Here is a 13,745-nt window from a genome sequence, read left to right as displayed (position 1 = left end):
GTAAATAAAGAAAATTTTTAAAGATAATATTGTTGAGGTGATAAAAATGAGAGAATTAATTTTAAACAAAGTATATAATATAATGAAAAAAACAGGGAAAAATTTTTTAAAATTAATTTTAAAAATTGATGAAAAAATTACATTTGAAAAATATAAACGAGAAAGAGAAAAAAGGAAAAAAATAGGTAGCAAATATAAAAATGTTGAAAAAAAAGTAGTTTTAGAAAAGATAAAAGTACAGGAATTGCAAAAAATAGTCGAAAATCAAAGAGCACAAATAAAAAATTGTAAAAGCAATAATGAAAAATTAAAATATAAATTAAAAATAGTCGAAAATGAATTGAAAGAAGAAAAAGAAAAAAATGAAAGTATTATTGAGGGGATGGGAAATAATGGCGAAAACTAAAAAAGGGAAACCTATATTAGGATCTACTGTAGAGGGATTTGGAACAAATTTTGCAATATTTTCAAGAAATGCAATATCTGTTACTTTAGAAATTTATGAGGAGTTCTATTCAGAAGAGCCTCTATTTAAAATAGAGTTAGATAAAAATATAAATAAAACTGGAGATATATGGCATATTTTTGTAGAAGATGTATTTCATGGAATGTTTTATGGGTGGAGAGTAGGAGGAGTTTATCTACCTAAGGAAGGGCAAAGATTTAATGCTAATAAATTGTTAATTGATCCATATGCTAAGTCAATAGCTGGAACTATAGATTGTAATTTGGAATGTATATATGGCTATGAAAAAGAAAATAGAAGGAGGGATTTAAGTTTCTCAAATTTAGATTCTAAATATTCACAAGTGAAAAGCGTAATAGTAGAAGACTCAATATATAATTGGGAAAATGATATTCATCCTAGAATTCCTTTAAAAGAAACAATAATTTATGAGATGCACGTTAGATTATTTACCATGAATAAAAATTCTAAAGTGAAAAATAGAGGAACTTTTGATGGGATTGTAGAAAAACTTTCATATCTAAAAGATTTGGGAGTAACGGCAATAGAGTTGTTACCAATTTTTGAATTTAGCGTGAATTCTATAATAAATACTGATCCTAAAACAGGAGAAAGATTAAAGGATATTTGGGGATATAACCCATTAAACTTTTTTGCTGTAACAGGAAATTATAGTTATGGATTAAAATTAGGAGAGCAAGTGTTTCAATTTAAAGATTTTGTAAAAGCTGTTCATAAAGCTGGTTTAGAAGTTATTTTGGATGTGGTATACAATCATACTGGAGAAGGAAATGAGTTTGGACCAACTATTTCATTCAAAGGAATAGATAATAATGTATACTATGTTTTGGAGGATAATAAAAGATATTATTCTAATTATTCAGGTACAGGGAATACATTAAATTGTAGTCATGCTGTAGTAAAAGAGATGGTTATAGATAGTTTGAGATATTGGGTTACAGAAATGCATGTAGATGGATTTAGATTTGATTTAGCAGCTATTTTGGGAAGAGGTGCTAACGGAGAATGGATAGGAGACCTATCATTATTAAAAGATATCGCAGATGACCCTATAATTTCTGGGAGCAAATTAATAGCTGAAGGTTGGGATGCAGCTGGTGGATATTATGTTGGAGAATTCCCAGTAGGTTGGGCAGAATGGAATGGTAAATTTAGAGATACTGTAAGAAAATTTATCAAAGGAGAAAATGGACAAGTGGGAGATTTAGCCACAAGAATAGTTGGGAGTCCTGATCTGTTTGAAAAATATGGTAGAAAGCCATATCATAGCATAAATTTTATTACAGCACATGATGGATTTACTATGTGGGATTTAGTTTCATATAATGAGAAACATAATTTAAATAATGGTGAAGAAAACAGAGATGGAGCAAATGATAATAACAGCTGGAATCATGGAGTAGAAGGGGAAACAAAGGATAAAAAAATTATAAAATTAAGAAAACAACAAATTAAAAATTTCGTAGTTATAATGACTGTATCACAAGGAATTCCAATGCTATTAATGGGAGATGAGTTTTGCAGAACTCAGAATGGAAACAATAATGCTTATTGTCAAGATAATAAAATGACATGGCTTGATTGGGATAAAAAAGAAGAATTTAAAGATGTTTATAGATTTTTTAAAAAAATGATAGAATTTAGGAAAAATCATCCATCTTTTAAAAGGGAAGCTTTTTTTAAAGGCAAAGATTTTTCAGGAGATGATATTCCCGATATAACATGGCATGGAGCAAAATTAAATGAACCTGATTGGTCTAATGAATCTCATTCGTTAGCTTTTATGATAAGTGGCAAAGATTTTTCAGGAGAAATTGAAAATGATAACAATATCTATGTAGCATTAAATTCTTATTGGGAAGATATAGAGTTTGAAATTCCTAAGATGAAAAACACGAAATGGTATTTAGTTGTAGACAGTTCAAAAAAAATGGGAGAAGATTTTTTAGATAACCCTAAAGAGATAAAAGCTAAAACTTATAAAGTAAAAGCTAGAAGCTCAATAATACTTATTTCTAGGATGAACTATTAAATGATAGTTTTAGGAATAGATCCAGGAACTGCAATAGTTGGATATGGAGTAATAGAATTTGAAAATAATAAATTTAAAGTATTAGATTATGGATGTATTTTTACATCTAAAGATGACGAAATGCCAAAGAGATTAAATAAAATTTATGATGAATTGGAGACAATAATAAAATTATATAAACCTGATTCAATAGCAATAGAAGAACTATTTTATTTTAAAAACAGTAAAACAGTTATTAGCGTTGGGCAAGCACGTGGAGTAATTGTCTTGTGTTGCGAAAGAAATAATATAGAAAGTTATGGATACACGCCGTTGCAAGTTAAAATGGGTGTCTGTGGCTATGGAAGAGCTGACAAAAAGCAAATTCAAGAAATTGTAAAAAAGTTATTAGGATTAAGAGAAATTCCTAAACCTGATGATGCTGCAGATGCATTAGCAATTGCAATAGTTCATATTAACAGTAAAAATAGTAGAATGGAATCAGTTAAGAGCAATAACAAAATTCCAAAAATAAAAAGTAGTAAAATGACAGCACAAGAATATAGAAAATTGTTAAAATAAGGGAGTGTTCTATATGATTGGATTAAGGAGAAAAGTAGAATATTTTAGAAGGTATAGACATATTTTAAGTGTATTGTTTAAATATGGATTTGGGCATGTTGTAGAAAAATTAAATGTGGAATATTATATTGAATCTGGAAAGAAAATTTTAAAAATCAAAAGTAAAGAAGGTAAAGAACAAAAATTAAAAGGGGCAGAAAGATTAAAGCTGGCTTTTGAAGAACTTGGACCTACTTTTATAAAATTTGGACAGATTTTAAGCACAAGACCTGATTTAATACCAATGGATTATATAGAACAATTAAAAGAATTACAAGATAAAATAGAACCGATAGAATTTGGCGAAATTGAAGAGATATTAAATCTGAATTATGGCGAAGATTATAAAAAGGTATTTAAAAAAGTAGAAAAAGAGGTGTTGGGGTCAGCTTCTATTGGACAAGTGCATAAAGCATTGTTAAATGATGGCACAGAAGTAGTAATAAAAGTAAAAAAACCAGATACAGACCATATAGTGGAGCTAGATATATCAATTTTATATAATATAGCAGTAATTATTGAAAAGAAAATTCCTGAATTAGCATATTATAATCCTGTAAAATTAGTAAATGAATTTTCAAAAAGTATAAAAAAAGAGATGGATTTTACTCTTGAGGGAAAAAATAATGATATAATAAGAATGAATTTTAAAAAATTTAAAAATTTTAAAGTTCCTAAGATATATTGGGATTATACTAACGAAGATATATTAGTAATGGAATTTGTAAAAGGGAAAAAATTATATGATGTTTTAGATGGAAATTTAGAAAATGGAGAATTTTTAGCTAAATTAGGTGCGAATATATTTTTAAAACAAATTTTAGAAGATGGATTTTTTCATGCTGATCCTCATCCAGGAAATATTTTTTTAGTTGGAAAAGATACAATAGTTTTTATTGATTATGGAATGGTAGGGACTTTAGACGAAGAAGCTCAAGAAAATATGGCAGAAATTTTAGAAGGAATTGTATTAAAAGATATAGTGAAAATATTAAATGCTTTTAAAAATTTTGATACATTACCTGATGATTTAAATGAGAGAGCTCTAAAAAGTGAAATGAGAGAGCTTTTGGAAAAGTATTATAACACGTCATTAAAAAATATAAATATTGGTAAATTAATATATGAAATGTCAAATATAGTTATTAAGTATAAAATATATGTTCCAGCAGATTTTTTTCTTATGGGAAAAACTTTAATGACGATAGATGGAATAGGAAGAGCTCTTTATCCTGATTTTGATATGATTGAAGTGGCCAAACCTTTTGTAAAAAAGTTATTAATTAGAAAATTATCTCCAGAAAGAGTTGGGAAAAAGATGTTGAAGTCAATTAAAAATTATGATAATTTTTTTGAGGGATTTCCAATTAATATGGGAGTTTTATTTGAAAAATTAAAAAAAGATAAAATAGGAATAGAAATAAAATCAAAAGATGTTAAAGAGTTTAATGCGACAATTGATAAAACAATAAATAAGTTATCTACAAGTATAATTATAGCGGCTATTATTATTGGGTCATCTATGCTGATACAAAGTCGTACAGGCTTTAGTATACATGGGTATTCAATATTAGGTATTTCAGGATTTGTGATTGCTGGTTTTTTTGGGATGGTATTAGTTATTGATACTTTTAAAAGTTGAATTATAACTTTTAATATTTGAATAATAATATATAGAAAGGAAGTGAGATTTTGCAAGACACAATGAGAATTTTAAAAAATAATGAAATTATTTTTAGAAGTAGAAAAAAATGGATATATCCTTTATTTGATGCAGAAATTTTTATAGAAAAATTTAATTTGAACACAGAGGAAATTGAAATAGAAGATAAAATTATTGGGAAGGCAGCAGCAGCATTCATTATAAAGATGAATGTAAAAAAAATCTATGCACATTTATTAAGTGAATTAGCTAAAGAGCTTTTAGAAAAATATAATATAGAATATAAATATGATAAGATAGTAAAACGTATAAATTGTAAAACAGAAGAACTGTTTAATAAAGAGGATGATGTAGAAAAGATAGTAAAAATTTTAAAGGAAAGGGTGAAGGAGAATTGAATATAGTTTTATTAGAACCAGAAATACCATATAATACAGGAAATATAGGGAGAAGTTGTGTGCTTACAAATACGAATTTGCATTTAATAAAACCATTAGGTTTTTCTATTGACGACAAGCATATAAAAAGAGCAGGATTAGATTATTGGAAAAATGTAAAATTATCTATACATGATTCGTTAGATGAATTGATAGCAAAATATCCAAATTCTAATTTTTATTTTGCAACTACAAAAACAGAACAAAAATATTGTGATGTTAAATATAATAGTAATGATTTTATAGTTTTTGGAAAAGAATCAAAAGGGATTCCAGAAGATATTTTAGAAAAAAATAAAAATAATTGTATAACAGTTCCAATGCTTCCAATTGGAAGATCACTGAATTTATCGAATACAGCAGCTATAATATTATACGAGGCATTGAGGCAAAATAATTTTAATTTTGGAGATTAAATATGAAAAAATTTTTTATTATTAGTTTATTATTAGTTTTAATTTTGAGCTTAGGAGTATTATATTCAAAATTAAAATTTCCAGTTAAATATATAAATTATGTTACTGAAATTTCTGAGAAATATAATGTAGAAAGAATATCTATATTAGCTTTAATAAAAGCTGAAAGTAATTTTAGAGAAACTGCAATATCTTCAAAAGGAGCAGTTGGTATGATGCAACTTATGCCATCTACAGCAAAATGGATAGCTAAAAAAAGAGGAATTAAGTTTGATATTAATGATTTGTATAAATATAAAACGAACATAGAAATAGGTGTAATTTATTATAAATATTTATATGAAAATTTAAATGGAGATTTTGAGAAGATTTTAGCAGCTTATAATGCTGGAATTTCTAGGATAGAAAATGAACAGTGGAAAAAAATATCTGAAACTCGAAAATATGTTTGGAAAGTTAAGATTTATAGATTTTTTTATAGTCTTTTATTTCGTTGACTTTAGATATGAATTTTGATATTATTATATGTAAGAAAATAAAAAAATAAAGAAATAAATCAAAGGAAGGATGAATGAAATGAGATTTTCAAAATTATTTGTACATACATTAAAAGAAACACCAAAAGAAGCAGAAGTAATTAGTCATAAACTTTTATTAAGAGCAGGAATGATAAAAAAACTTGCAAGTGGGATATATTCATATATGCCGTTAGGGTATAGAGTTTTAAGAAAAATAGAAGGAATAGTAAGAGAGGAACTAGATAAAGCAGGAGCTCAAGAGATATTAATGCCAGTATTGCAACCAGCAGAATTATGGCAGGAGTCAGGTCGTTGGGATAAAATGGGTGACGAAATGATGAGAATGACAGATAGACATAATAGAAATTTTGTATTAGGGCCTACTCATGAAGAAGTTGTTACCGATATTGTTAGAAGAGAAGTGAAATCATATAAAGAGTTGCCTATTAATTTATATCAAATTCAATTAAAATATAGAGATGAAAGAAGACCAAGATTTGGTCTTATGCGTGGAAGAGAATTTTTTATGAAAGATGGATATAGTTTCCATACTGATGAAGACTCATTAGAAAAAGAGTATCAAAATATGCATGAAGCATATAACAATATCTTTTCAAGATGTGGCTTGACATTTAGAGCAGTTGAAGCTGATTCAGGAAATATTGGTGGAGATACAACTCATGAAATAATGGTATTAGCTGATTCTGGAGAAGATGAAGTTTTGTATTGTGATAAATGTGAATATGCAGCAAATATAGAAAAAGCAGAAAGTAAATTTGTAGCAAAAGAAAATAGCGAAGAGTTAAAAGAGTTAGAAAAAGTAGAAACTCCAAATAAAAAATCAATTGAAGAAGTAGCAGAATTTTTAGGAGTGGAGAAAATCAATACAGTAAAAGCTATGATATTTAAAACAGAAGAAGAATTTTATATGGTGTTAATTAGAGGAGATTATGAAGTAAATGAAGTTAAATTAAAGAATTTATTAAAAGTATCAGAAGTTACATTAGCAAACGATGCTGAAATAGAAAAATTAAATTTACACAAAGGATTTCTTGGACCTGTAGGAGTTAAATTAAAAATAATAGCAGACGAAACAATAAAAAATATGAAAAATTATGTAACTGGCGGAAATGATATAGATAACCATTATATTAATACAAACCATAATAAAGATTATAGCGTAGAAACTTTTGCAGATATTAGAATTGTAAAATTAGGAGAAAAATGTCCAAGATGTAGTGATGGAGTATTAAACAGTGCAAGAGGAATAGAGGTTGGGCAAATATTTAAATTAGGGACTAAATATAGTGAAGCATTAAAATGTAATTTTATAAATGAAAATGGAAGACAACAACCAATGTTAATGGGGTGTTATGGAATAGGTGTATCAAGAACAATGGCAGCAGCAGTAGAGCAAAATTATGATGAAAGTGGAATAATATGGCCAATATCAATTGCACCATATATTGTAGATGTAATACCAGTAAATATGAAAGATAAAGAACAAGTTGAAGTAGCAGAAAAACTTTATAATAATTTAAAAGAGAACGGAATAGAAGTTGCAATTGATGATAGAAAAGAAAGAGCTGGATTTAAATTTAAAGATGCAGACCTTATTGGATTTCCTGTGAAAGTTATAGTTGGGAAAGGAATTGCAACTGGAAAAGTAGAGGTTGTAAATAGAAAAACAGGAGAAAAAGAAGATATAGAAATAGAAGAATTGTTAAACTATATAAATAAACTTATAAAATAGAGCAGGTAACTGTTCTATTTTCTTTAAGAGCTTGTGAATATAAAGTAATATTGGGAAGCTAAAGATATTGCCTAACCTCACCTTTAACAAAGGGAAGAGTAGAACAAAAAAGTTTCTATTTATCAGAAGGGGGAGCTAATGGAAAAAATAAATTCTATATTAATAGTGGATGATTCAAAAGTCATTAGAGAAATTTTGCCAAAAATGTTAAAAGACTTAGAAGTTGAAAATATCTATTTAGCTTCAGATGGTGTAGAAGGGTTAGAAGAATATAAAAAAAATAGACCAGAAGTAATCCTTATAGATGTAAAAATGCCAAATAAAAATGGGTTTGAAATGATGGACGATATAAATAATTTGAAATCAGATAATAGAGAATCTAAAATTATTATAATGACATCATCTGTAGATGAAAATATAAAAATTCAAGCAGCTGTAAGAGGAGCAAAAGCTTTATTAGTAAAACCATTTCTAAAGGATGAGTTGGAAAATGCTATTAAAAAAGTATATTATGGAAATGTAGATTTTTTAGAAGAGGTGAGGAAACAACAAATAAAAAATATAATTACAGAATATACGACTATAAAACAAGATAGTGGTAAGTTGGATGAATATATAAAAAATATAGGAATAATTATCATGAAAATAAAAGATGGAAAAGATATTGAATTATTTGATATGCTAAAAGATAATATTAATACATTAAATGAAAAAATAGAAGATGAATTTGTAAATATAAGATTAAATTTGTTAAAAGAAAAGATAGAAGCTGTTGATTTAGAGTTGGTTGAATTTGATGATGCTTTTTTAGAGGAATGGATATATATACTAAATGATATTAGGAAAGGGGTAAAAAATGCCAAAATTAAGTGAGATATCAGAAAAAATAGGTTTAAATTCTAAATTTTTATGTGAAGATGTTAACATAAAAAATGGATATTGCTGTGATCTATTAAGTGAAGTAATGGGAAAAGCAAAAGAAGGAAGTATCTGGGTAACAGTTCATAATAATATGAATGTGGTAGCGGTAGCTTCAATGTTAGATTTAAAAGCTGTAATTATTACAGAGGGACACAAAGCAAATGATGAATTTTTGAAAAAGGCCAAAGAGGAGTCAATATCTGTATTTGAAACAAATAAAGATAGTTTTGATGTTGTAGGGAAGTTATTTGAGTTAGGAATAAAAGGATGAAATTTTATGCAGATTTACATATTCATTCTGTATTATCTCCTTGTGCAGACTTATTGATGACAACCAATAATATTATAGATAAACTAATAGAAAATGACATAAAAATATTTTCTATTACAGATCATAATTCAAATAAAAATTCTAAAGTTTTTAAAATGCGTGCTAATGAAAAAGGATTGATTTTTATTCCTGGAATAGAAATTGAAACTGTAGAAGGAATTCATACTTTAGGTTATTTTAAATGTTTAGAGGATTTAGAGAATGTAACAAAAGTGATATATAATCATTTGCCGAAAATTAAAAATAGAGAAGATATATATGGATATCAATTAATTTTAGATAAAGAGGATGAATATGTTGAAAAAGCAGAAGAATTTTTAAGTGGTTCTGTAGATTTAGGGATAGAAGATGTTGTTAAATTAATAAAAAATAATAACGGATTAGCAGTTCCTGCTCATATAGACAGAAGTAATAGTATTATATCAAATTTGGGGTATATACCAGAATTAAAATTTGATGGGATTGAAATATATATGAAAAAGAAAATAGATGTACTTGTGAATAAATTGGATATAAAGTATCCAATTTTCTCATCTTCTGATTCTCATTTTGTAAATACAATAGAAAAAGCAAAAATGTATTTTGAATTTGAGAAATTAGATATAGATATAGATGATATTTTTAAAGCGATAAATAAAGGGGAGATAAATATAGTAAGATAAATATTTTTTTTAAGGATTTAAGTTTATGGTAAAATTAAGATAAAAGGAGTAGAAGATGAGAACAATTGCAGATCATATATATGATATATCATATAATTCGATAAAAGCAAATTCAAAAGATATAATATTAAAAATTAAATTAGATAAAGAAAAAAAAGAATTTATATTCTATATAAAAGATAATGGTGAAGGAATTGAAAAAGAAAAAATGGATCATATATTTGATCCATTTTATACAAGTAGGGACAAAAAAATAAGAAAAGTTGGATTAGGATTACCATTATTAAAACAGAATACAGAAATAACTGGAGGAGCAGTATCCTTTAAATCAGAAAAAGGTGTAGGGACAGAATTAAAAGCAATGTTTAAAACTGATAATATAGATATACTTCCATTGGGAGATATAAGCGGAACAATTGTAGGATTAATAACAGCAAATGTAAATATAGAGTGGGAATTTATGTTTGAAAATGAAAATAGCAAAGAAAAATTAACAACTCAAGAATTGAAAGATATATTGGGCGAAGGCATAGCTCTTAATAATATAGAAGTAATTCCAATTTTGAAGGATATAATTGGAAATATATTGGAAGGATTAGGGATAGTTTAAGAGTAAATTTTGCTTGAATTCTGAAAAATAATATGGTAATGTATAATTATAAAAGAATAGAAATTAGGTAGATTAAAAAAGTAAATTTGTAAATATGTTTATATTTTTTCAAAAAAAGACTTATTAATTTTTTTAAAGTACTTATTAGGAGAATAAAATGGAGAATAAAATAAAAATACTTGATGAATCAGTATCAAATATAATCGCCGCAGGAGAAGTAGTAGAAAATCCAGCAGCAATGATAAAAGAATTTATAGAAAATAGTTTAGATGCAAAAGCTACTTCTATAAAAATATATATAAAAAACAGTGGTAGATATGTAAAAATAGTAGATAATGGTATAGGCATGACAAAAAATGATCTGTTTTTATGTATAGAAAGACATGCAACTAGTAAAATATCAAATAAAGATGATATTTTTAATTTATCTACATATGGATTTAGAGGGGAAGCTCTTGCAAGTATTGCAGCAGTATCAAAATTAAAAATATCATCGAAAATTGGAACTGAAAAAGTAGGTAATGAAATAAGTATATATGGTGGAAAAATCAGAAATAGCAAAGAAGTTTCTAAAAATATGGGAACAGAAATAGAAGTTAAGGATCTTTTTTATAATACACCAGTAAGATTAAAATTTCTGAAAAGTAAACAAACAGAATATGGAAAAATAAAAGATGTTGCGTTTAAAGAAGCATTATCTAATTATAATGTATCTTTTGAACTACATATTGATGAAAAAAGAGTATTATTTACTACTGGGAATGGAATAGAAAACACAATATTAGAATTATTAGGAAAAAATATTTTGAAAAATTTAAAAAAATTTAAATATGGTTATTTAGGGAATATGGATATATTAAAAAATAGTAAAAGTTATATTTTTACATTTTTTAACAAAAGATATGCGAAATCATTATTGGTAGAAAAAGCTGTTTTAGAAGGATATTATACAAAATTAATAAAAGGAAAATTTCCAGTAGCAATAATTTTTTATGAGATTAGTCCTAATAAAATAGATGTTAATATACACCCTTCAAAAAAAATAGTGAAATTTGAAAATGAAAAAGAGGTTTTTAAAGATATAAAAACAGCAGTTGAGGAAGCGATAGGTACAAATGAAGAAGAGATGCTTCCAAATGTTATATTTAATAATGAAGAGAGAAATGATAGTGCAGAGTATAAAGAGAGTGATTTAGAAAAAAGTAATGAACCTAGTAAAAATAGTTATAATGATAATAGATATGAAGTCCCAAAATTTGAAGAAAATAAATTATTTAATTCTTTAGCTAGAAATGAAATGAGGGAAAATGTATTAATTGAAAAAAGTGTAGATAATAAAATTGATTTAAAGGGAAAGATTATTGATAGAGTTAATATAGAAAAGTCTTATAAAAATTATGAAGAGAATACTCAAAAAAAAGAAGGCTTTTATGGAGTAAAAGAGCCGGAAAAAGAATATAATAAACTAGAGAGAAATTATAAATTGTTAGGACAATTAAATAATATGTATATATTAATAGAAAAAGATAATAAATTATCAATATATGATCAACATATTGTTCATGAAAGAATTTTATATGAGGAGCTAAAAGAAAAGTTTTATAATAATAAATTATATTCTAGAGAACTACTAGTTCCAATTTCAGTAGAGGTCAATATAAAAGAAAAGGAAGCGATTTTTGAAAATTTAGAGAATTTCAAAAAAATAGGATTTGAAATTGAAGAATTTGGAGAAAATGAAATTCTAATAAGAAATGTTCCAGAATTTGAATTTAGAGAAAGTTTTCAAAATATATTTTTTGAGATATTAAAATCATTAATGGAAAATAGCGGAGTAAAAGATATTAGAGAAAAAATAATTATTTCTATGTCTTGTAAAGGAGCGATAAAAGCAGGACAAATATTAACAAGAGAAGCTATGTATGAGTTGGTAGATAAATTGCATAAAATAGGAAAATATACTTGTCCACATGGAAGACCAATTATAATAAACATATCTTTTGATGAGTTGGAAAGAAAATTTAGAAGAAAGTAGGAGATTATTATGGATGAAAAAATTTTTTACGAGATAGATTTAACTTGCCCTGCTTGTGGTCATAATTTTAAATCTACCAAAACTAAAACTAAAATAAAAGAGACAACTCCCATAGGAACTGAAGCGTATCTTGTAGCTATATATCAAACTGAAACAATGAATCCTATGTCTTATGAAATAGATGTGTGCCCACATTGTTATTATGCAGGATTTCATAAAGATTTTATAGATAAAGGAAATAAAAGACGTCATAAATTGGGGATAGACTTTAAAGAAGAGTTGCAAAAATTAGGGAAAAATACAGATTTTAATGTAATATATAAAAATAATGAATTAGCAAGAATGACATATGTTTTAGCAGCGTATATATATTCAAAAGAAAACCCTATTGATTATTTGAAGTTAGGTAAATGTTATATTAGAACTGCTTGGTATTCAAAAGAATTAAAAGAGATAGATTTTTATAGGACTGCATTAAAAAAAGCATTGGATACATATATGAATGCTTATAATGAAATAGATGAATTTTCTATAAGTACAGTTTTGTTATATTTGATAGCAGTTATCAATATGGAATTAGGAGATTATGAGGGAGCAGCTCCATTTATTAATAAATTAAATGGAGATTTAAAAGCTAAAAAACTTAATGCTATAAAAGATAAACTAGAGGAGCAAACTATAATACTTAGAAAAGTTTTAAAAGAGATAGAAGTGGAAAGAAAAACAATGACAGATGAAGAAAAGAAAAAAGATAAAAAAGATAGAAGAGAGGCAGTAAGGGTAAAACCTTATAAAGTACCATTTGGGATAGAATTAAGAACTCCTTCAGTTTCTGGATTAGGGAAAAGAGAAGAAAAAAAGACAAATAAATTAGAAGAAGATTATGGAGTGAAATTAACAGGAAAACCAACTGTATTGATAGTTGATGATTCTAAAATTGTAAGAGCGAGCCTTAAACAAATTCTTATGAAAGATTGTGATATTGTAGGGATAGCTACAAATGGAAGTGAAGGAGTACAAATGTATCAAGCATTTAATCCTGATTTTGTAACTATGGATATTGAAATGCCTGGGATGAATGGGATAGAAGCATTGCAAAAAATAAAAAAAATAGATAAAGATGCAAAAGTAATAATGCTTAGTTCTTTAAAAGATAGTAAAAAAGTGTATGAGGCGATAAAAGCAGGAGCAATGAACTATTTATTAAAGCCTGTTAATAGTCAAAAGATATTGGAATTGATAAAAAAAAGTTGATTTTTGAAAGAAGAAATGCTATAATA

The 13,745-nt window shown here is 26.3% G+C and carries 14 protein-coding genes; all 14 read left to right on the top strand.

The annotated features are described in order from the left end of the window. Nucleotides 1-46: 46 nt before the first annotated feature. The 14 genes from RDY08_RS06005 to RDY08_RS05940 all read left to right on the top strand — a co-directional run bounded on the left by RDY08_RS06005 (nt 47) and on the right by RDY08_RS05940 (nt 13,719). Nucleotides 47-406 carry a hypothetical protein gene (locus RDY08_RS06005; RefSeq protein WP_307903469.1) on the top strand — a complete coding sequence of 120 codons (360 nt, stop codon included), beginning with the start codon at nt 47-49 and terminating at the stop codon, nt 404-406. After that, nucleotides 393-2,519: a glycogen debranching protein GlgX gene (glgX, locus tag RDY08_RS06000; protein WP_307903468.1), complete on the top strand. Its 2,127-nt coding sequence runs from the start codon at nt 393-395 to the stop codon at nt 2,517-2,519. Before RDY08_RS06005 ends, glgX begins: the two co-directional genes overlap by 14 nt. Further along, on the top strand, nt 2,520-3,080 hold the full coding sequence (ruvC, locus tag RDY08_RS05995; RefSeq protein ID WP_307903467.1) for a crossover junction endodeoxyribonuclease RuvC: 561 nt from the start codon (nt 2,520-2,522) through the stop codon (nt 3,078-3,080). Nucleotides 3,081-3,093: 13 nt separating this feature from the next. Beyond that, nucleotides 3,094-4,761, top strand: coding sequence for an ABC1 kinase family protein (locus tag RDY08_RS05990; protein WP_307903466.1), 1,668 nt, complete (start codon nt 3,094-3,096; stop codon nt 4,759-4,761). A gap of 62 nt (nt 4,762-4,823) precedes the next feature. Continuing rightward, nucleotides 4,824-5,180: a DUF1893 domain-containing protein gene (locus RDY08_RS05985; RefSeq protein ID WP_307903465.1), complete on the top strand. Its 357-nt coding sequence runs from the start codon at nt 4,824-4,826 to the stop codon at nt 5,178-5,180. Beyond that, complete coding sequence (trmL, locus tag RDY08_RS05980) at nt 5,177-5,635, top strand: tRNA (uridine(34)/cytosine(34)/5-carboxymethylaminomethyluridine(34)-2'-O)-methyltransferase TrmL (protein WP_307903464.1); 459 nt, start codon at nt 5,177-5,179, stop codon at nt 5,633-5,635. Before RDY08_RS05985 ends, trmL begins: the two co-directional genes overlap by 4 nt. 2 nt (nt 5,636-5,637) lie before the next feature. Then, nucleotides 5,638-6,132, top strand: coding sequence for a lytic transglycosylase domain-containing protein (locus RDY08_RS05975; RefSeq protein WP_307903463.1), 495 nt, complete (start codon nt 5,638-5,640; stop codon nt 6,130-6,132). A 79-nt stretch (nt 6,133-6,211) separates the two neighbouring features. Then, complete coding sequence (locus tag RDY08_RS05970; RefSeq protein ID WP_307903462.1) at nt 6,212-7,906, top strand: proline--tRNA ligase; 1,695 nt, start codon at nt 6,212-6,214, stop codon at nt 7,904-7,906. 138 nt (nt 7,907-8,044) lie between these two features. Continuing rightward, nucleotides 8,045-8,779: a response regulator gene (locus RDY08_RS05965; protein WP_307903461.1), complete on the top strand. Its 735-nt coding sequence runs from the start codon at nt 8,045-8,047 to the stop codon at nt 8,777-8,779. Further along, a complete protein-coding gene (locus RDY08_RS05960) occupies nt 8,763-9,098 on the top strand; it encodes a DRTGG domain-containing protein (protein WP_307903460.1) in 336 nt (111 codons plus the stop codon). The genes RDY08_RS05965 and RDY08_RS05960 overlap by 17 nt, the downstream gene beginning before the upstream one ends. Then, nucleotides 9,095-9,820, top strand: a complete 726-nt coding sequence (locus RDY08_RS05955) for a PHP domain-containing protein (protein ID WP_307903459.1) — start codon at nt 9,095-9,097, stop codon at nt 9,818-9,820. The genes RDY08_RS05960 and RDY08_RS05955 overlap by 4 nt, the downstream gene beginning before the upstream one ends. 55 nt (nt 9,821-9,875) lie before the next feature. Continuing rightward, a complete protein-coding gene (locus tag RDY08_RS05950; protein WP_307903458.1) occupies nt 9,876-10,430 on the top strand; it encodes an ATP-binding protein in 555 nt (184 codons plus the stop codon). A 157-nt stretch (nt 10,431-10,587) separates the two neighbouring features. Then, on the top strand, nt 10,588-12,465 hold the full coding sequence (gene mutL / locus RDY08_RS05945) for a DNA mismatch repair endonuclease MutL (protein WP_307903457.1): 1,878 nt from the start codon (nt 10,588-10,590) through the stop codon (nt 12,463-12,465). Between the two features lie 9 nt (nt 12,466-12,474). Beyond that, a complete protein-coding gene (locus tag RDY08_RS05940; RefSeq protein WP_307903456.1) occupies nt 12,475-13,719 on the top strand; it encodes a DUF2225 domain-containing protein in 1,245 nt (414 codons plus the stop codon). Nucleotides 13,720-13,745 lie beyond the last annotated feature (26 nt).

It is taken from the genome of Haliovirga abyssi, assembly GCF_030295325.1.
Classification (GTDB): Bacteria; Fusobacteriota; Fusobacteriia; order Fusobacteriales; family Haliovirgaceae; genus Haliovirga; species Haliovirga abyssi.
Note: the sequence above shows the minus strand (reverse complement) of the source record. Positions and strands in the feature narration are given on the sequence as shown.